The 19377-nt window shown below is 60.7% G+C and carries 16 protein-coding genes; 8 read left to right on the plus strand and 8 right to left on the minus strand.

The features are described 5' to 3' along the window. Positions 1–83 precede the first annotated feature (83 nt). The gene (locus J1G37_RS11005; protein WP_017739558.1) at positions 84–902 is read right to left on the minus strand and encodes a pyruvate, water dikinase regulatory protein; all 819 of its coding nucleotides are present in this window, start codon (positions 900–902) and stop codon (positions 84–86) included. A 178-nt stretch (positions 903–1080) separates the two neighbouring features. Between J1G37_RS11005 and ppsA the strand changes: the two genes are divergently transcribed. The 8 genes from ppsA (at position 1081) to J1G37_RS11045 (ending at position 9176) form a co-directional block, all read left to right on the plus strand. Continuing rightward, a complete protein-coding gene (gene ppsA / locus J1G37_RS11010; protein WP_124526656.1) occupies positions 1081–3456 on the plus strand; it encodes a phosphoenolpyruvate synthase in 2376 nt (791 codons plus the stop codon). 106 nt (positions 3457–3562) lie between these two features. Continuing rightward, positions 3563–4552 carry an alpha/beta fold hydrolase gene (locus tag J1G37_RS11015; protein ID WP_207041689.1) on the plus strand — a complete coding sequence of 330 codons (990 nt, stop codon included), beginning with the start codon at positions 3563–3565 and terminating at the stop codon, positions 4550–4552. Positions 4553–4739: 187 nt separating this feature from the next. After that, positions 4740–5231 (plus strand): ribonuclease E activity regulator RraA, encoded by a 492-nt coding sequence (rraA, locus tag J1G37_RS11020; protein ID WP_207041691.1) that lies wholly within the window; start codon positions 4740–4742, stop codon positions 5229–5231. 24 nt (positions 5232–5255) lie between these two features. Continuing rightward, entirely contained in the window at positions 5256–6251 is a 996-nt protein-coding gene (locus J1G37_RS11025) for a zinc transporter ZntB (RefSeq protein ID WP_207041693.1), read from the plus strand. 86 nt (positions 6252–6337) lie between these two features. Further along, positions 6338–6583 (plus strand): hypothetical protein, encoded by a 246-nt coding sequence (locus J1G37_RS11030; protein WP_005790375.1) that lies wholly within the window; start codon positions 6338–6340, stop codon positions 6581–6583. Positions 6584–6585: 2 nt separating this feature from the next. Continuing rightward, positions 6586–7410, plus strand: coding sequence for a mechanosensitive ion channel domain-containing protein (locus J1G37_RS11035; RefSeq protein WP_207041695.1), 825 nt, complete (start codon positions 6586–6588; stop codon positions 7408–7410). An 87-nt stretch (positions 7411–7497) separates the two neighbouring features. After that, entirely contained in the window at positions 7498–8088 is a 591-nt protein-coding gene (gene sigX, locus J1G37_RS11040) for an RNA polymerase sigma factor SigX (RefSeq protein ID WP_124526653.1), read from the plus strand. Positions 8089–8195: 107 nt separating this feature from the next. Beyond that, a complete protein-coding gene (locus tag J1G37_RS11045; RefSeq protein WP_207041697.1) occupies positions 8196–9176 on the plus strand; it encodes an OmpA family protein in 981 nt (326 codons plus the stop codon). Positions 9177–9236: 60 nt separating this feature from the next. Here the strand turns inward: J1G37_RS11045 and cobA are convergent, their stop codons facing one another. The 7 genes from cobA to J1G37_RS11080 form a co-directional block, all read right to left on the minus strand. Continuing rightward, positions 9237–9980: a uroporphyrinogen-III C-methyltransferase gene (cobA, locus tag J1G37_RS11050; protein WP_207041698.1), complete on the minus strand. Its 744-nt coding sequence runs from the start codon at positions 9978–9980 to the stop codon at positions 9237–9239. A gap of 10 nt (positions 9981–9990) precedes the next feature. Continuing rightward, entirely contained in the window at positions 9991–12699 is a 2709-nt protein-coding gene (locus J1G37_RS11055) for a nitrate reductase (protein WP_207041699.1), read from the minus strand. Then, positions 12699–13016 (minus strand): nitrite reductase small subunit NirD, encoded by a 318-nt coding sequence (gene nirD / locus J1G37_RS11060; RefSeq protein ID WP_017739567.1) that lies wholly within the window; start codon positions 13014–13016, stop codon positions 12699–12701. The genes J1G37_RS11055 and nirD overlap by 1 nt, the downstream gene beginning before the upstream one ends. Further along, complete coding sequence (nirB, locus tag J1G37_RS11065) at positions 13013–15466, minus strand: nitrite reductase large subunit NirB (RefSeq protein WP_207041700.1); 2454 nt, start codon at positions 15464–15466, stop codon at positions 13013–13015. The genes nirD and nirB overlap by 4 nt, the downstream gene beginning before the upstream one ends. 233 nt (positions 15467–15699) lie before the next feature. Next, on the minus strand, positions 15700–17370 hold the full coding sequence (locus J1G37_RS11070; RefSeq protein WP_207041701.1) for a bifunctional protein-serine/threonine kinase/phosphatase: 1671 nt from the start codon (positions 17368–17370) through the stop codon (positions 15700–15702). Next, positions 17370–18581: a nitrate/nitrite transporter gene (locus J1G37_RS11075; protein WP_207041702.1), complete on the minus strand. Its 1212-nt coding sequence runs from the start codon at positions 18579–18581 to the stop codon at positions 17370–17372. The genes J1G37_RS11070 and J1G37_RS11075 overlap by 1 nt, the downstream gene beginning before the upstream one ends. A 211-nt stretch (positions 18582–18792) precedes the next feature. Then, on the minus strand, positions 18793–19368 hold the full coding sequence (locus J1G37_RS11080; protein WP_207041703.1) for an ANTAR domain-containing protein: 576 nt from the start codon (positions 19366–19368) through the stop codon (positions 18793–18795). Positions 19369–19377: the final 9 nt, after the last annotated feature.

Consider the following 19377-nt stretch of genomic DNA (forward strand, 5'->3'; position numbering starts at 1 on the left):
CATTTGACCGTATTCCAAGGTTAGAACTCGGTCAAAATGTGGGAGCGGGCTTGCCCGCGAAGAGGCCAGCCCAGGCAACACAATTACTTGAACCGACGCTCCACACCCTTCTCCACCAAAATCTTCGCGGAAATCTCTTCCACCGAAAAGTGCGTGGAATTGATATGCGCAATATTCTCGCGACGGAACAGATTTTCCACTTCGCGCACTTCGAATTCGCACTGTGCATAGCTGGAGTAACGGCTATTGGGCTTGCGCTCGTTGCGGATCGAGGTCAGGCGGTCCGGGTCGATGGTCAGGCCGAACAACTTGTGCCGGTGTGAGCGCAAGGCCGCAGGCAGCGTCAGGTGCTCCATGTCGTCCTCGGTCAGCGGGTAGTTGGCCGCGCGGATGCCGAATTGCATGGCCATGTACAGGCAGGTCGGCGTCTTGCCGCAGCGGGATACGCCCACCAGGATCAGGTCGGCCTTGTCGTAGTAGTGCGTGCGGGCGCCATCATCGTTGTCGAGGGCAAAGTTCACCGCCTCGATACGCTCCATATAGTTGGAGTTGTGCCCAATGGAATGGGACTTTCCTACCGAGTAAGAGGAGTGTTCACTCAGCTCTTGTTCCAGTGGCGCAAGGAACGTCGAGAAGATGTCGATCATGAAACCATTGGAAGTCGCGAGGATCTCACGAATGTCCTGATTGACAATGGTGTCGAAAATGATCGGCCGAAAGCCGTCTTTTTCAGCCGCCAGATTGATTTGTTGTACCATGGCCCGCGCTTTATCCACGCTGTCGATATAAGGCCGCGTGAATTTGGCGAAGGTAATGTTTTCGAACTGCGCCAACAGGCTTTGACCCAATGTTTCGGCGGTGATGCCGGTGCCGTCGGAGATAAAGAAAGCAGATCGTTTCATTTGAGCCCTGGGCCTTAAGCTGATGACGAATCTTGGATATGATAGGCGCGATTTTGCCGTCCCGCAGTGGGCCGCATTCTCACTTATTTTCCAGGTCCAGGCCACAAGCGCTGGCGAAAGCTCCTACTGAGCAGCCGGCGTCCTGAGCTTTTCCAACACAGTTAGTGGAGAGATCACCTTGGTAGAGTACGTAGTTTCCCTCGATAAGCTCGGCGTCCATGATGTAGAGCACGTGGGGGGCAAGAACGCATCCCTCGGCGAGATGATCAGTAATCTTGCAGGCGCTGGTGTATCGGTGCCGGGTGGTTTTGCCACCACGGCCCAGGCTTACCGCGATTTCCTCGAACTGAGCGGCCTCAACGCTCAGATCCACGCCGCGCTGGACGCACTGGACGTCGATGACGTCAACGCCCTGGCCAAGACCGGCAGCCAGATCCGCCAATGGATCATGGACGCCGAGTTCCCCGAGAAGCTCAACGAAGAAATCCGCACCGCCTTCGCCGAACTGTCGGCCGGCAACCCGGACGTGGCCGTTGCCGTACGTTCCTCGGCCACCGCCGAAGACTTGCCGGACGCCTCGTTCGCCGGCCAGCAAGAAACCTTCCTGAACATCCGCGGCGTGGAAAACGTGATCCGCGCGGCCAAGGAAGTGTTCGCCTCGCTGTTCAACGATCGCGCGATTTCCTACCGTGTACACCAAGGTTTCGACCACAAGCTGGTAGCCCTGTCTGCCGGTGTGCAGCGCATGGTGCGTTCGGAAACCGGTACCGCCGGCGTCATGTTCACCCTCGATACCGAATCCGGTTTCCGTGACGTGGTGTTCATCACCGGCGCCTACGGCCTGGGTGAAACCGTCGTACAAGGCGCGGTGAACCCGGACGAATTCTACGTCCACAAGCACACCCTTGAAGCCGGTCGCCCGGCCATCCTGCGCCGCAACCTGGGCAGCAAGGCCATCAAGATGATCTACGGCGACGAAGCCAAGGCCGGCCGTTCGGTGAAAACCGTTGACGTCGACAAGGCTGATCGCGCGCGTTTCTGCCTGACCGACGCCGAAGTCAGCGAACTGGCCAAGCAAGCGATGATCATCGAAAAGCACTACAAGTGCCCGATGGACATCGAGTGGGCCAAAGATGGCGACGACGGCAAGCTGTACATCGTGCAGGCCCGCCCGGAAACCGTGAAGAGCCGCACTTCGGCCAACGTCATGGAACGCTACCTGCTGAAAGAAACCGGCACCGTGCTGGTGGAAGGCCGTGCCATCGGCCAGCGCATCGGCGCAGGCAAAGTGCGGATCATCAAGGACGTGTCCGAAATGGACAAGGTCCAGCCAGGTGACGTGCTGGTCTCCGACATGACCGACCCGGACTGGGAACCGGTGATGAAACGCGCCAGCGCCATCGTCACCAACCGTGGCGGGCGTACCTGCCACGCGGCGATCATCGCCCGTGAACTGGGGATTCCTGCGGTCGTGGGCTGCGGCAACGCGACCCAACTGCTCAAAGACGGCCAGGGCGTCACCGTTTCCTGCGCCGAAGGCGACACCGGCTTCATCTTTGAAGGCGAGCTGGGCTTCGACATCAAGCAAAACTCCATCGACGCCATGCCTGACCTGCCGTTCAAGATCATGATGAACGTCGGCAACCCGGACCGCGCCTTCGACTTTGCGCAGCTGCCGAACGCCGGGGTGGGCCTGGCCCGCCTGGAGTTCATCATCAACCGTATGATCGGCGTGCATCCCAAGGCCCTGTTGAACTACGACGGCCTGCCGCTGGACATCAAGGAAAGCGTCGACAAGCGCATCGCCGGTTACAACGACCCGGTGGGTTTCTACGTCGAGAAGCTGGTGGAAGGCATCAGCACCCTGGCGGCGGCGTTCTACCCGAAAAAGGTCATCGTGCGCCTGTCGGACTTCAAGTCCAACGAATACGCCAACCTGATCGGCGGCAAACTCTACGAGCCGGAAGAAGAAAACCCGATGCTGGGTTTCCGTGGTGCCTCGCGTTACATCAGCGAAGCGTTCCGCGATTGCTTCGAACTCGAATGCCGCGCCCTCAAGCGCGTGCGTAACGAGATGGGCCTGACCAACGTCGAGATCATGGTGCCGTTCGTGCGCACCCTGGGCGAAGCGAGCCAAGTCGTGGACCTGTTGGCTGAAAACGGCCTGTCCCGTGGCGAGAACGGCCTGCGCGTGATCATGATGTGCGAACTGCCGTCCAACGCCATCCTGGCCGAAGAGTTCCTGGAATTCTTCGACGGTTTCTCCATCGGCTCCAACGACCTGACCCAGCTCACCCTGGGCCTGGACCGCGACTCCGGGATCATTGCGCACCTGTTCGATGAGCGAAATCCTGCGGTGAAGAAGCTGCTGGCCAACGCGATCCAGGCCTGTAACAAGGCCGGCAAGTACATCGGTATCTGCGGCCAAGGCCCTTCCGACCACCCGGACCTGGCCAAATGGCTGATGGAGCAGGGTATCGAAAGCGTCTCGCTGAACCCCGATTCCGTGCTGGAAACCTGGTTCTTCCTGGCGGAAGGCCAAGCGTCCGCCTGAGGTCGGTACGTCAAAAGTGCCGGTCACTCGCTGAGGGTGGCCGGCATTCTTATCTGTACAGGGCGGGCCTCCTCTTGGACGCCGCCCTTTTTTGTGCAAGAGCATTATGCAAAGCAGCAGCAACCTGTTTCCCGTCGCCCTGATCAGCGCTGAACGTCGTGGCGACCTGAGTGAAGATGTCTATCGCCTCAAACCCGGTAACAGCCCCGACGGCACCGTCGAGCTGGCGGTTACCCGTTTGGGCCAGGCCGATGTCCCGGAAAACCGGGGCATCCCCGTTATTTTGTTGCACGGCAGTTTTTCCAACCGACGCTTCTGGTATTCGCCCAAGGGGCTCGGCCTGGGTGCCCATTTGGCACGCCAGGGGTTTGACGTGTGGATCCCGGAGATGCGTGGGCATGGCCTGTCCAAGCGCAATCATGACTACGCGCGCAATCGTGTCGCTGATTATGCGCGCTACGATTTGCCGGCGATTGGCGCGTTTGTGCGTGAGCAAAGCGGGCAGATCCCGCATTGGGTCGGTCATTCGTTGGGCGCCACCAGCTTGGCTGCGGCCCTGGGTGGGCACCACCTGGGCGCGCCGGCAGCGGCTTCGGTGGCATTGTTTGGCTGCCAGGTCAGTCGCACGCATTGGCCGTTGAAACTGCCGCCGCTGGAGTGGACTGGCCGCATGCTGTTGAAACGCTTCGGCGAGATTTCCGGCTCACGGTTCAAGCGCGGTCCGGAGGACGAACCCGCGGGCGTGCTGATCGAAGCCATGCGCTGGAACGGCCTGTTTGGGCGTTTTGGCGAAGGTAAGAATGATTGGTGGAAAGGCCTGGCCGACGTCGAGGTGCCGCTCTTGGCGGTCAGTGCTGCCGGCGACCATCAGGACCCGGACTGGGCCTGTCGCAAGCTGTTCGAGCAGGTGGGCTCCGAGCATCGCCAGTACCTGTGCCTGGGGCGCCAGCAGGGTTTCAGCGGGGATTTCGGCCACGTAGAGATGCTGGTCAGCAAAGCGGCGCAAGCTGAAGTGTGGCCGTTGGTGGCACAGTGGTTGAAGGATCCGCTCACACCTTTGTCCGGGGCCTCGGCCGCGGCCGTCGCCCAGCTTTGATGGGCGCTCAGCCACGGGCGTTTCGCTCCATTACGGTTACGGCTAAGATATGACGCGCCGGACGCTTCTGGTCATATTCAGTCGCGCAGTGGCTATTGCGTTGCGGCGACGCGGGTGGGATGTTTCCCACCGGCTTCGACCGGTACTTCCTTGAAAGACACTTCTTTGACAGAAAGGAATTTTTTCGATGAACCATTACGTGACCCCCGACCTGTGCGATGCCTACCCGGAGCTGGTGCAGGTCGTCGAGCCGATGTTCAGCAACTTCGGCGGCCGAGACTCCTTTGGTGGTGAGATTGTCACCATCAAGTGCTTCGAAGATAACTCGCTGGTCAAGGAACAAGCCGACCAGCCGGGCGCTGGCAAGGTGCTGGTGGTCGATGGTGGTGGTTCCCTGCGCCGCGCGTTATTGGGCGACATGATCGCCGAGAAGGCTGCAAAAAACGGCTGGGAAGGGCTGGTGATCTACGGTTGCATCCGTGATGTCGATGTCATTGCGCAGACCGATCTGGGGGTTCAGGCGCTTGCCAGCCACCCGATGAAGACCGACAAGCGCGGCCTCGGCGACCTCAACGTGGTGGTCACGTTTGCCGGCGTGACGTTCCGCCCGGGTGAATACATCTACGCCGATAACAACGGCGTGATCGTGTCGCCAAGCCCGCTGAAAATGCCTGAATAAACTGCAATAGCCGATGGGGTGAGGATGTTCGAGGAAGAAAACGCGCAATGGGGGCTGGTGCATGCCCTGGTGCTGGACGGTAAGGGCGGTGCGCGTTCGATTGCCCGGACTGAGCTCGACGACTTGCAACTGCAGCCCCAGGAAAGCCTGTGGCTGCACTGGGATCGCAGCCATCCCCAGACGCAGACCTGGCTGCGCAAATCCAGTGGCTTGAGCGAATTTGCCTGTGACCTGCTGCTGGAGGAGAACACCCGCCCGCGCCTGTTGCCGTTGCCGGATGCCGAGTTGTTGCTGTTCCTGCGTGGAGTCAACCTCAACCCGGGCGCTGAGCCGGAAGACATGGTCTCGGTGCGCATCTTTGCCGCGGCCAGCCGCGTGATTTCCCTGCGTTTGCGGCCATTGCGCGCCACCGATGAGCTGTTGGTGCAGTTGGCGGATGGCAAAGGTCCTAAAACGGCGTCAGAACTAATCCTTTATATGGCGCAGTACCTGACCAATAAAGTGCAGGATCTGGTCACCGACCTGTCCGAAATCGTCGATGCCGAAGAAGAAAAACTTGATACCGACGAACGGTATACCCCAGAGCATGGCAGCGTTTTGCAGATCCGTCGGAGAGCGGCTGGGCTCAAGCGATTCCTCGCGCCGCAACGGGATATTTTTGCCCAGCTGACGCGGATCAAATTGCCATGGTTCTGCGACGACGATGCCGACTATTGGAACGAATTGAACAACAGCCTGACCCGCTACCTGGAAGAGCTTGAATTGACCCGGGAGCGCGTGGGGCTTGTGCTGGAAGCCGAAGACCGGCGTTTGAGCGTGCGCATGAATCGCACGATGTACCGTTTTGGCATCATCACCGGGATCTTCCTGCCGATGAGCTTTCTCACCGGCTTGCTGGGTATCAATGTGGGCGGGATTCCGTTCTCCGCCAGCCCCTATGGGTTTGTGATTGCATGCCTGTTGATGGTGTCGGTGGCACTGGGGCAATGGTGGCTATTTCGACGATTGCGCTGGGTTTGACCTGAATATGACCTGAACGTAAGACGGGGCCCATGTGACCCCAAGAATTTAACCCTCGTCTTTTAAAACACTTGCGAGAGGTCTTTATGCACGATCCGTTCGAACAGTCTTTGCGTGACATGCTCAATGCTTCGCCGTCCAACCGTGACGACGATGCCTGCCTGGGCCGCGTGTTGAAAACCGCCAACCGTCAGGTAGGGGCGGGTGATTTGTTCGGTCTGCTCGGGCGTTGGCTGCCGGCGTTGATGATGGCCCTGAACAACGGTTCGGCCCACGTATCTCCGGTTTCCCGCCGTAAACCTCTTGCTCGCACTGCTGATAAGGCTGATTGAATATGGAACTTGATCTCTGGACCCAGAGCCTGGTCACCGCGATGACCGCATTGTGGACCAAGGTGGCGAACTTCATTCCCAACCTGTTTGGGGCTCTGGTCCTGGTATTGCTGGGTTTTGTCGTGGCCAAGCTGCTCGACACCCTGCTGTCCAAACTGCTCGCCAAACTCGGCCTCGACCGCCTGATGGCAGGCACCGGCCTGACCAAGCTGCTGGGACGTGCCGGGCTGCAAGTGCCGATCTCGACACTGATCGGCAAGATCGTCTATTGGTTTGTTTTGCTGATTTTTCTGGTTTCTGCGGCTCAATCCCTTGGCCTTGAGCGAGTTTCAGCTACGCTCGACATGCTGGCGCTGTATTTGCCGAAGGTTTTCGGCGGCGCGCTGGTGCTGCTGGTAGGCGTTTTGCTGGCGCAACTGGCCAATGGCCTGGTGCGCGGAGCCGCTGAAGGGGTGGGGCTGGACTATGCCGCTGGCCTGGGGCGAATTGCCCAGGGCCTGGTGATCATCATCAGTATTTCGGTCGCGATCAGCCAGTTGGAGGTCAAGACTGACCTGCTCAACAACGTGATTGTGATCGTTTTGATTACCGTTGGTCTGGCCGTTGCGCTGGCCATGGGCTTGGGAAGCCGGGAAATTGCCGGCCAGATTCTTGCGGGAATCTATGTGCGTGAGTTGTATCAGGTTGGGCAACAGGTGCGTGTAGGCGAGGTCGAAGGGCAAATCGAGGAGATCGGCACAGTCAAGACGACGGTGCTGACCGATGACGGCGACCTGGTGTCGTTGTCCAATCGGATTCTCCTGGAACAGCAGGTCAGTAGCCGCTAACCCGGCAAACCCTGCTAATGTACGCCGCCGCAAACCCGGCTGACCGGGCTGTAGCGGACATTGACCTGACTGTCGGCACGACTTGTTTTGAATAAAGCCCAAACGCTGTCCACGCGCTATGACCCCCGTGAGCTCTCTGATGAGGAGTTGGTCGCGCGCTCGCACACGGAGCTGTTTCACGTAACTCGCGCGTACGAAGAATTGATGCGCAGATATCAACGCACTCTGTTCAACGTTTGTTCAAGGTATTTAGGGAACGATAGAGATGCGGATGATGTCTGTCAGGAAGTGATGCTCAAGGTGCTGTATGGCTTGAAGAACTTCGAGGGCAAATCGAAGTTCAAGACATGGCTATATAGCATCACGTACAACGAGTGCATCACGCAGTATCGTAAGGAACGGCGAAAGCGTCGCTTGATGGACGCCTTGAGTCTGGACCCCCTTGAGGAAGCGTCTGAAGAAAAGACGCCAGCACCCGAGGACAAGGCTGGACTCGATCGCTGGTTGGTGTATGTGAACCCGATTGACCGCGAAATCCTGGTGCTACGATTTGTCGCAGAACTGGAATTTCAGGAAATCGCTGACATCATGCACATGGGTTTGAGTGCTACAAAAATGCGTTACAAACGTGCTCTAGATAAATTACGTGAGAAATTTGCGGGCGAGACTGAAACTTAGTGCGTGGCAAATATCTCTTACGTGTAGGCAAGTTCTGTTAGACTTGTCGCCGAGTTGTCCCCCGGTTTGTGGGACTGCTTTACAATCACCAGATGGGGATTTAACGGATGAAACTGAAAAACACCTTGGGCTTGGCCATTGGTTCTCTTATTGCCGCTACTTCTTTCGGCGTTCTGGCACAAGGCCAAGGCGCAGTTGAAGGCGAGCTGTTCTACAAGAAGCAGTACAACGATAGCGTCAAGCACATCGAAGACGGCTTCAATCCTGGCGCTCGCATCGGTTACTTCCTGACCGACGACCTGTCCTTGAACCTGTCCTACGACAAAACCAACCACACCCGTTCGAACGACGGTACTGGTAACCAGAAGATCAAAGGCGATACCGGCAGCCTGGTTGCCCAGTATCACTTCGGTCAAGCTGGCGTAGACAGCCTGCGTCCATACGTTGAAGGTGGTTTCGGTCACCAGAGCCGTGGCAACGTCAAAGCTGACGGCCACAGCGGTCGCGATCAGACTACTTTCGCTACCGTCGGTACTGGCGTGAAGTACTACTTCACCAACAACCTGTACGCTCGTGCCGGTGTTGAAGCTGACTACGGTCTGGACAACGGCAAGTGGGATTACTCCGCACTGGTCGGCCTGGGCGTAAACTTCGGCGGTAACGCTGGCGCAGCTGCTCCAGCTCCTACCCCAGCACCAGCTCCAGAACCAACTCCAGAGCCAGAAGCTCCAGTTGCTCAGGTTGTTCGTGTTGAGCTGGACGTTAAGTTCGACTTCGACAAGGCCGTTGTTAAGCCTAACAGCTACGGCGACGTGAAAAACCTGGCCGACTTCATGAAGCAGTACCCAGCTACCAACGTAGAAGTTGCTGGTCACACTGACTCCGTAGGTCCAGACGCTTACAACCAGAAGCTGTCCCAGCGTCGTGCTGACGCTGTTAAGCAAGTCCTGGTTAAAGACGGCGTTGCTGCTAACCGCGTAACTTCCGTAGGTTACGGCGAATCCCGCCCAGTTGCTGACAACGCAACTGAAGCTGGTCGTGCTGTTAACCGTCGCGTAGAAGCGTCGGTTGAAGCCCAAGCTCAGTAATTACTGAGTGGTAGAAAAAAGCCCGGCTTAGGCCGGGCTTTTTTTCGCCTGCGATTTGCCTCAGGCGCTGGCCGCTACCGCTACATCGGCGGCCTGCCCGCAGGCCGCAACCTTGCCGATCACCAGGATGGCTGGGCTTTTCAAGGCAAAGGCCTGGGCGTCTTCATGCATCCGTGACAGCGTACTGCGACACTCGCGCTGCTGGGGCAACGAGGCGTTTTCGATCATCGCTACCGGCATATCCGCGGCCATGCCACCTTCCAGCAATTGCTGGCGAATCTCTTCCAGCTTCGCCACGCCCATATACACCACCAACGTCGTCCCACCCTCCGCCAACGCCCGCCAGTTAAGGCTGCTGTCGTCCTGGGTATGCGCCGTCACCAGCGTCACGCCCCGGCTGACACCACGCAATGTGAGGGGCACCGAGCAATTCGTCGCACCTGCCAGGCCGGCGGTGATGCCGTTGACCAACTCCACCTCGACCCCACGCTCACGCAACCACATCGCCTCTTCGCCACCCCGGCCGAAAATGCACGGGTCGCCGCCCTTGAGCCGCACCACGCACTTGCCCTGGCGCGCATAGCGCAGCATCAGGCGGTGGATAAAATCCTGTGGCGTCGAGCGACAACCGCCGCGCTTTCCGACAGTAATCACCCGTGCAGCGGCACAGTGTTCCAGCACCACTGGGTTGACCAGATCATCAATCAGCACCACATCGGCTTCATTCATCGCCCTTACCGCCTTGAGGGTCAGCAACTCCGGGTCGCCGGGCCCTGCACCCACCAGCCAGACTTTTGCGCTCATGTTCTTCCCCTCACACACTGATTGCGATTGGCTGCGGATTGCTGGCCAATAGACGCTTGATTTCCGGTACACAGGAGCCGCATTGCGTGCCGCAACCCAGCTCCCGCTTGAGCCCATCCAGGTCCAGGCCATGGGCAATGCCAGCGCACACGGCGTTCTCGCTGACGTTCTTGCAGTTACACAACACCTTGCTGCTGGCCGCCGCGCCCCCCGGCGGTGCGCTGAGTGGCGCCAACAGCCAGCGCCGCAGTTGATCGTCGGTTCGCCCCTCCAGCCACAGACTTTGCAGCCAGTGACGCGCCAGGGTTTCCCCGGCCAGGCGCAGCGCCGTGATCCGGCCTTTTTCGATTTTCACGCGCTTGCCAATGGAACGGCGCGGGTCGTCATAGGCCATCACCGGGCCGTCGTTGAGGCCAAGCAATTGGTCGATACGCGTCAGCAGTTGCAAGTCGGGCGCTTCGCCATGTGCCGCACGCAGCAGCAGGGCCGGGCGCTCGCGTCCGGCCAGGCTCAGGCTGACGTAGGCAAATTCCTCGCACAGCGGGCGCAACGCTGCAAAGTGTTGCTGCACATCGCCCTCAATCAAGGCGAACAACTGCCACGGCAGGCTAACGGCCTCCAGGCGCACACCGCTATGCTTGAGTTCCGGCTGTTTCGACAGCGGGTCGAACGCCGGCTGGGTGAGGGCGTTCACGCCGCCTTTGAGAAAACGATCACCCCAATGCATCGGCAGAAACGCCTGGCCAGGGCGTACGCTGTCGTCAGCGCTGACCGCAACGATGACTTGGCCACGACGGCTTTTCAGGTTGACTAGATCACCGTCTTTCACGCGATGACGGCGCATTTCGTCTGGATGCAGGCTCAACAATGCCTCGCTGACGTGTCCGAATAACTGCGCGGCGGTGCCGGTGCGGCTCATGCCATGCCACTGGTCACGCAAGCGGCCGGTGATCAGGGTCAGGGGGAAGCGCGCGTCACGCTGTTCCTTGGCCGCGCGGTAAGGGTCGGCGACGAACTGCGCGCGCCCGTTGGCGGTGGGGAAGTGGCCGTCGGTATATAAGCGTGGTGTGCCGGCTTGTGCACCTGTAGGAAACGGCCATTGCTGTGGGCCGATGCTGTCGAGCAAGGCGTGGCTGATGCCCGACAAGTCGAGATCGCGCCCGTGGGTCAGCAGTTTGTATTCATCAAAAATCTGCGCTGGCTGTTCGAAGGCAAACAGGCTGTCCTGCCCCGGGCGCAAACGACGCTCCAGGCGTTGTGCGAAATCCACGGTAATTGCCCAATCCGGCCGCGCTTCCCCCGGTGGGACGATCGCGCGGCGGACGTGGGAAATACGCCGTTCGGAGTTGGTCACCGTGCCTTCTTTCTCCCCCCAACTGGCGGCGGGCAGCAACAGGTCGGCATAGGCCGCCGTTTCAGTGGTGTGAAAGGCTTCCTGCAACACCACAAAAGGGCAGGTCGCCAGGGCCGCGCGCACGGCGTTCTGGTCCGGCAGCGATTGTGCCGGGTTGGTGCAGGCAATCCACACCGCCTTGATCTTGCCCGCCTGCATCTGCTCGAACAGTTCGACAGCGCTCAGCCCAACGCTGGCGGGCAAAGACGCCACACCCCAATATGCCGCGACCTCTGCGCGATGCTCAGGGTTCGCCGCCTCACGATGCCCCGGCAGCAGGTTCGACAAACTGCCCGTTTCGCGCCCACCCATGGCATTCGGCTGACCCGTCAGGGAAAACGGGCCACAACCCGGCCGTCCAATAGTCCCGGTGGCCAGGTGCAGGTTGATCAGCGCGCTGTTTTTTGCGCTGCCGGCGGTGGACTGGTTAAGGCCCATGCACCACAGCGACAGGAAACTGCTGGAGGTGCCCACCCACTCTGCGCACAAGCGCAGTTGCTCGACGCTGATCCCGCACAGCTGTGTGACCATCTGCGGCGTGTAGTCATGTACCAGGCGTTTCAGCTCGGCCAAACCCTCGGTGTGGGCCTGGATAAACCTGCGGTCGATCCAGTCTTCCCACAGCAATAGATGCAAAATCCCATGGAACAACGCCACATCCGTGCCAGGCAGAATCGCCAGGTGCAGGTCAGCCAAATCGCAGGTGTCTGTACGTCGTGGATCAATCACCACGATTTTCATCTGCGGGCGGCGTGCTTTGGCTTCCTCCAAACGTCGGAACAGTACCGGATGGGCGTAGGCCATATTGCTGCCGACGATCATCACGCAGTCACTGCTTTCCAGGTCTTCATAGCTGCACGGTGGCGCATCCGCGCCCAGGCTGCGTTTGTAGCCGACCACCGCCGAGGACATGCATAGCCGTGAGTTGCTGTCGATATTGTTGGTGCCCACCAAGGCCCGGGCGAGCTTGTTGAAGCTGTAGTAGTCCTCGGTCAGCAGCTGCCCGGAGATGTAGAAGGCCACGCTGTCCGGCCCGTGTTTGGCGATGGTGTCGGCGAACACGTTTGCCGCGTGATCCAGGGCTGTGTCCCAGTCAGTGCGCGCCCGGGCCATGCCTTTGCCCAGGCGCAACTCCGGGTACAAGGCGCGGGCGGACAGGTCGCCGGTCAGGTGCAGGCTGGAGCCCTTGCTGCACAACTTGCCGAAGTTGGCCGGGTGGTTCGGGTCGCCCGTCACCCCGAGGATCTGCGCACCGTCATGCTCGATCAGCACGCCGCAACCCACGCCGCAATAGCAGCAGGTGGACGCGGTGGTCTGGCGGTTCATCACACGGCGTCCCGCAGGGCCAGCAGCACCCGGCCGTTTTCCACGCGGGCCGGGTGATGGTGGGCGCAACCGATGTCCGGCGCCTGGGCTTCGCCGGACGCCAGGTCGATCTGCCAGTTGTGCAGCGGGCAGGCCACCCGCTTGCCGTAGATCAAGCCTTGGGACAACGGGCCGCCCTTGTGTGGGCAGCGGTCGTCGAGGGCGAAGACTTCGTCATCACTGGTACGAAAAATCGCGATGTCGCCCTTGGGGCCCTGGATGATGCGCGAGCCCAGCACGTTGATCTCGTCGAGGGCGCAGATATTCAGCCAGTTCATGCCGGCACCTCCAGTTGTTGGACGGGGATGACATCAAATTCCTTTTTCAGCAGCGGCTGTTCCAGGCGCTCTTTCCACGGGTCTTGTTCGAACGACAGGGAGAATTGCAGGCGTTCGTTGAGGGCCTGGCGGCGGGCGGGGTCTTCCAGCACGGCTCTCTTGATGTGCTCCATGCCGACCCGTTGCAGGTAGTGCACAGTGCGCTCAAGGTAGAAGGCTTCTTCGCGGTACAGCTGTAGGAAGGCGCCGTTGTATTCGCGTACTTCTTCGGCGGTTTTCAGCTTGACGAAGAACTCCGCGACTTCGGTCTTGATCCCGCCGTTGCCGCCGATGTACATCTCCCAACCGGAGTCGACGCCGATGATTCCCACGTCCTTGATCCCGGCTTCCGAGCAATTGCGTGGGCAACCGGACACTGCCAGCTTGACCTTGTGCGGCGACCACATATTGAACAGGTCATGTTCAAGCTCGATGCCCAACTGCGTGGAATTCTGCGTGCCGAAACGGCAGAACTCGCTGCCCACGCAGGTTTTGACGGTGCGGATGGATTTGCCGTAGGCGTGGCCGGACGGCATGTCGAGGTCTTTCCACACCCCCGGCAAGTCCTGTTTCTTGATCCCCAGCAAGTCGATGCGCTGACCGCCGGTGACCTTGACCATCGGTACGTTGTACTTGTCGGCCACGTCGGCGATGCGGCGCAGCTCCGAGGGATTGGTCACGCCGCCCCACATCCGTGGGACTACGGAGTAGGTGCCGTCTTTTTGAATATTGGCGTGGGCCCGTTCGTTGATCAGGCGCGATTGCGGGTCGTCCTTGGCTTCGCCGGGCCAGGTGGAAATCAGGTAGTAGTTCAGCGCTGGGCGGCAAGTGGCGCAGCCGTTGGGCGTGCGCCAGTTCAGGTAGCTCATGGTGCCGGCGATGGTCAGCAGGTGTTGGTCGCGAATGGCCTGGCGGATTTGCCCGTGGTTGAGGTCGCTGCAACCGCAGATGGCTTTTTCGCTCTTCGGTTTGACGTCAGCCGCGCCGCCGACGGTGTTGATCAGGATCTGTTCCACCAAGCCGGCGCAGGAGCCGCAGGAGCTGGCGGCCTTGGTGTGTTTTTTCACCTCATCGACGCTGAACAGTCCCTGTTCCTGGATCGCCTTGACGATGGTGCCCTTGCACACGCCATTGCAGCCGCAGACCTCGGCGTTGTCGGCCATGCTCATGGCCTTGTCCTGGCCTTGGTGGCCTACGTCACCCAAGGCGTTTTCGCCGAACATCAGGTGGTCGCGGATCTCACCAATGGCGTGGTTCTCACGAATCTGGCGGAAATACCAACCACCGTCGGCGGTGTCGCCGTACAGGCAGGCGCCGACCAGGATGTCGTCCTTGATCACCAGCTTCTTGTACACACCACCAATCGGGTCGGAGAGGGTGATGGTCTCGGTGCCTTCGCCGCCCATGAAATCGCCGGCGGAGAACAGGTCGATCCCGGTGACTTTCAACTTGGTCGAGGTCACCGAGCCCTTGTAAGTGGCAAAACCCAGCTGGGCCAGGTGATTGGCGCAGACCTTGGCCTGTTCGAACAGCGGCGCCACCAAGCCGTAGGCGATCCCGCGATGGCTGGCGCATTCGCCGATCGCATAGATGCGCGGGTCGTAGGTTTGCAGGGTGTCGTTGACCAGAATCCCACGGTTGCACGGGATGCCGGATTTTTCCGCGAGTTCGGTGTTGGGCCGAATGCCGGCAGCCATCACCACCAGGTCGGCGGGGATGATGTCGCCGTTCTTGAATTGCACCGAGCCGACGCGGCCATTGCCAGCGTCATGCAGCGCCTGGGTTTGTTCACACAGGCGAAACACCAGGCCACGGCTTTCCAGTTCGGTTTGCAGCAATTGGCCGCTGGTCTTGTCCAGTTGCCGCTCCAGCAGCCACTCGCCGATATGCACCACGGTCACGTGCATGCCGCGCAACATCAGGCCGTTGGCGGCCTCCAGGCCGAGCAGGCCACCGCCGATCACCACCGCATGCGTGTGGGTCTTGGCGGTGTCGATCATGACCTGGGTGTCGGCGATGTCGCGGTAGCCGATCACGCCCTGCAAGGTGTTGCCGGGGATCGGCAGGATAAACGGCGTGGAGCCGGTGGCGATCAGCAGGCGATCGTATTCGGCTTCGCTGCCGTCTTCGGCGATGACGATGCGTTTGACGCGGTCGATCTGCACCACTTTGCGGTTGAGCAGCAGCTTGATGTTGTTGTCCAGGTACCAACTGAGGTCGTTGAGCACGATCTCTTCGAAGGTTTGTTCACCGGCCAGCACCGGCGACAGCAGGATACGGTTGTAGTTGGTGTAGGGCTCGGCGCCGAACACGGTGATGTCGTACAGGTCGCTGCTCAGCTTGAGCAATTCTTCAAGGGTGCGAACCCCGGCCATGCCGTTGCCGATCATCACTAATTTGAGTTTTTTCATGTCGTTCTCCGCAATGGCTCGACAAATCACGCGCAAACAAAAAAGGCGCCCCCGCTAGTTAGCTAGCGAGGACGCCTTTGTCCTGGTCCCGTTCTCTCGGGAAGCACAGCCCTTCGTCGTTGAAGGGGCGGCTATATGTGTGGTGTTGAAAGGGCTAATGCAGCGGTTGTGCCAAGTTGGCAGATGCCCGGATTTATTGGCCTTGCGCTCGATGCAGCAGAGCTTTTCGCCCTCTAGTGGTGCAGCAGCCAGTACAGCAGCACCAGATTGAGCAGCAACGACACGGCCGCCAGGGTTTGCCAGACCTTGAGCGGTTCGCGCTCCAGCAGCGGCCTTGGGCGTACGCTCAATTCGCGGCGGTCGGCCTGCTCCAGGGCCCGTAGCCACTCCTCGGCCGTTTCATAACGTTGCGCGGGTTGGGCGGCCACCGCGCGTTCCAGGCTGAGGGGGAGCCACTCAGGCAGGTCGGGACGGTAGCGGCTGGCGCTGACGGCCTGGGTGAAGCGCGGCCGTTGAAAGGCTTCGATCTCGCCGTAGGGGAAATGCCCGGTCAGTAGGTAATACAGCGTCACACCAACGCTGTATAAATCCTGTTGAGCCGTAGGGGATTCACCGCCGAACGCCTCGGGGGCGATAAAGCTCGGGGTGCCGGGCAGCAAGTGGGCGCGATCTTCCGAGAGCCCCGGGCAGTAGGCCAGGCCGAAATCCAGCACGCGCAATTCGCCGTCGTCGCCGAGCAGCAGATTCTCCGGTTTTATATCGCGATGCAGGATCTGCCGCCGATGCAGCATGCCCACCGCCCGCACCAACCGCTCGGCGATGGACAACCATTGCGCCAGGGGCAATGGACCTTGCTGCTGGAACAGTTGCGCAAGGGTTCGCCCCGGATATTCACGCATCACATAGTACAAATGCTGACGCGCGCTGGCGGCGTGGACCTCAGGAAACGCACGCCCGGCTACGCGGCGCAGGAACCATTCCTCCGACAGCAAGGCCTGCCCGGCATCGCTGTCGTCGTCGCGGTTGAGGGGCAGGGTTTTCAACAACCATGGCTGCTGATGGGCGTCACGTACCCGGTACAGCAATGACTGTCGGCTATGTGCCAGCACGCCTTCGACCTGCCAGCCTTCAAAGGATTGCCCGGCTTTTAACGGCGGCGGCAGCGGCCACTGCTGCAACTGTACCAGCGCATCGCCGAGGGTCGCGGCGCCGAGGGTGTCGATACGCACCAGCAAGGCGCTGGCGTTGTCCTGGCTGCCGGCCAGGTGCGCGGCATTCACCAGGGTATTGACCGCCACGTCGAGGTCACTTTGCTCGCGCAGGATCGTGCTGATGCTGTGGTCGCCCAAGGTGGCCCACACACCGTCGCTGACCAGCAGGAAGCACTCGCCCTCACGCAGTTCGCCGTCGCGGAAATCCAGCACCAGGTGTTGATCCAGGCCGAGGGCGCGCTTGAGCACATGCTGCATGCCCGGTTGCTCCCACACATGCTCTTCGCTGATACGTTGCAACTCACCGTCCAGCCAGCGATACACCCGGCAATCGCCAACATGCGCCAGGGTGAAACGCTGGCCGCGAAACACCAGGGCGCTGAGGGTGGTCAGCAGTGGCTGGCCGCCGCCATTGGCTTGCAGCCAGCGATTCTGCGCGAGCAGCAAGCGTTCCAGCGCCTGGGCCACGCCCCAGGTTTGCGGCGTGGCGTAGTAGTCGAGGGCCAGCGCCTGCAAGGTCGAACGGGCGGCCAGGCCACCGTCGGCGCATTGGCTCACGCCGTCGGCCAGCGCGCACAGGTAGCCTTTGCTCGCGGCCAGTTCGGCCACGGGCGTGACCACTCGCAGTGCGTCCTGGTTTTCCGGGCGCGGGCCGATGGCGCTGGCCTGGGCGATGCTCAGTCGCAGGCTCATCAGACGCGCGCGGCCGTCACGGCGGCCGAGCCCCAGGTGGTGCGCCAGCGACGTTTGACGCCGTGCAGGCCGAACCAGGCCAGCACGCCGAGGCTGGCGAACAGCCACAGGGCCAATTGATAGCTGCCGGTGCTCTGTTTGATCGCGCCCATTCCCGCTGCGAGGGCAAAGCCGCCGATACCACCGGCCATGCCAATCAAGCCGGTCATCACACCTATCTCACGACGGAAACGTTGCGGCACCAATTGGAACACGGCGCCATTGCCTGCGCCGAGGCCGAGCATGGTGCAGACGAAAAGCGCCAGGGCCGCGTAGGAACTCGGCAGGTTGAAGCCTACTGCGGCAATGCAGACCGCCGCCACGCCGTACATGCCGAGCAGGGTGCGAATCCCGCCGAAACGATCGGCCAGGGCGCCGCCCAATGGGCGCATCAGGCTGCCGCCGAACACACAGGCGGCGGTGTAGTAGCCGGCCGTCACCGCGCTCAGGCCGTACTGGTCGTTGAAATAGCCGGGCAGGGCGCTGGCCAGGCCGATAAAGCCGCCGAAGGTCACGCTGTAGAAGAACATGAACCACCAACTGTCGCGGTCGCCCAGGGCCTTGAAGTAGTCGGCCATGGCTTTGGCTTTGGGCCGTTCCGGGGCGTTGCGCGCCAGCCAGGCGAAGACGATCAGGGTCAGGATCAAGGGAATCAGGGCAAAACCGAATACATTGCTCCAGCCAAACGCGGCTGCCAGTACCGGCGCCAGCAACGCCGCAAACACGGTGCCGGAGTTACCCGCACCGGCGATGCCCATGGCTTTGCCCTGGTGTTCAGCGGGATACCACTGGGACGCCAGTGGCAAGGCGACCGCAAACGACGCGCCGGCCATGCCGAGGAACACACCCAGCAGCAGGGCTTGTTCGTAGCTGTGAATCCCGAGTTTCCAGGCGCCGAACAACGCGACGATCACGATTACCTGGCCGATCAGCCCGGCGGTCTTGGGCGACAGCTTGTCGGCGAGCATGCCCATCAAAAAGCGCAGCACCGCGCCGGCGAGGATCGGTGTCGCGACCATCAGGCCGCGTTGTTGCGTGGTCAGGTGCAGGTCGGCGGCAATCTGGATCGCCAGCGGGCCCAACAAATACCAGACCATGAAGCTCAAATCGAAATACAGGAACGCGGCAAACAGGGTCGGGGTGTGCCCGGATTTCCAGAAGCTTGATTTCATCACGCACCTCAACGGTTGGGAGTCTTATAAGAAGGCCTGGTGATGGAGCTGCCGGCGAAGGCCGCCCCACCGGCCCCATGCTCTGGGGCCAAAACGCAAAAACGCCGCCACCGGGTTTGCGAGAGGCAAACCGGATGTGCGACGTCTTTGTCGTGGAGGGGCAACCGCCGTTGGTTACCTGTAGGGATCCTTTAGCAAGAGCTGAGCCAGATCAGCCGAGCAACTCGCTCATGGCGATAATCTGCTCCGCCACCTGGATCAGTTTCTGCTGGCGACTCATGGCCTGGCGGCGCATCAGGGTGTAGGCCTCTTCCTCATTGCAGGCCTTCATTTTCATCAGCATGCCCTTGGCCAGTTCGATGCGCTTGCGCTCGGCCAACTGCTGGTCACGGGCCTGCAACTGCGCGCGCAAGGACTGGTCGCTCTCGAAGCGCGCCATGGCCACATCGAGGATAGGTTGCAGGCGCTGGGCCTGGATGCCTTCGACGATGTAGGCGCTGACGCCGGACTTGATGGCCTGGCGCATTACATTCGGGTCATGCTCGTCGGTAAACATCACGATGGGCCGGGGCTGGTCACGGCTGACCAGCACCACTTGCTCCATCACGTCGCGCCCGGGTGACTCGGTATCGATCAGGATCACGTCCGGGCGCACCGTTTCGACGCGCGCAGGCAGGTCGATGGTCAGGCCGGACTCATCGATCACCTCGAAACCGGCCTCGATCAGCGCCGCCTTGAGCCGCCCGACTTTGCGCGGGGTGTCATTGATCAACAGGATTCGCAACATATCGGTCTT

Source organism: Pseudomonas sp. Marseille-Q1929 (assembly GCF_017316265.1).
Taxonomy (GTDB): domain Bacteria; phylum Pseudomonadota; class Gammaproteobacteria; order Pseudomonadales; family Pseudomonadaceae; genus Aquipseudomonas.

Excerpts from the sequence above, each read along its gene's own strand:
- J1G37_RS11005 (WP_017739558.1), bottom strand. The coding sequence starts at position 902 with ATGAAACGATCTGCTTTCTTTATCTCCGACGGCACCGGCATCACCGCC.
- J1G37_RS11015 (WP_207041689.1), top strand. The coding sequence starts at position 3,563 with ATGCAAAGCAGCAGCAACCTGTTTCCCGTCGCCCTGATCAGCGCTGAA.
- rraA (WP_207041691.1), top strand. The coding sequence starts at position 4,740 with ATGAACCATTACGTGACCCCCGACCTGTGCGATGCCTACCCGGAGCTG.
- J1G37_RS11025 (WP_207041693.1), top strand. The coding sequence starts at position 5,256 with ATGTTCGAGGAAGAAAACGCGCAATGGGGGCTGGTGCATGCCCTGGTG.
- J1G37_RS11030 (WP_005790375.1), top strand. The coding sequence starts at position 6,338 with ATGCACGATCCGTTCGAACAGTCTTTGCGTGACATGCTCAATGCTTCG.
- J1G37_RS11035 (WP_207041695.1), top strand. The coding sequence starts at position 6,586 with ATGGAACTTGATCTCTGGACCCAGAGCCTGGTCACCGCGATGACCGCA.
- J1G37_RS11045 (WP_207041697.1), top strand. The coding sequence starts at position 8,196 with ATGAAACTGAAAAACACCTTGGGCTTGGCCATTGGTTCTCTTATTGCC.
- cobA (WP_207041698.1), bottom strand. The coding sequence starts at position 9,980 with ATGAGCGCAAAAGTCTGGCTGGTGGGTGCAGGGCCCGGCGACCCGGAG.
- J1G37_RS11055 (WP_207041699.1), bottom strand. The coding sequence starts at position 12,699 with ATGAACCGCCAGACCACCGCGTCCACCTGCTGCTATTGCGGCGTGGGT.
- nirD (WP_017739567.1), bottom strand. The coding sequence starts at position 13,016 with ATGAACTGGCTGAATATCTGCGCCCTCGACGAGATCAACGTGCTGGGC.
- nirB (WP_207041700.1), bottom strand. The coding sequence starts at position 15,466 with ATGAAAAAACTCAAATTAGTGATGATCGGCAACGGCATGGCCGGGGTT.
- J1G37_RS11070 (WP_207041701.1), bottom strand. The coding sequence starts at position 17,370 with ATGAGCCTGCGACTGAGCATCGCCCAGGCCAGCGCCATCGGCCCGCGC.
- J1G37_RS11075 (WP_207041702.1), bottom strand. The coding sequence starts at position 18,581 with ATGAAATCAAGCTTCTGGAAATCCGGGCACACCCCGACCCTGTTTGCC.
- J1G37_RS11080 (WP_207041703.1), bottom strand. The coding sequence starts at position 19,368 with ATGTTGCGAATCCTGTTGATCAATGACACCCCGCGCAAAGTCGGGCGG.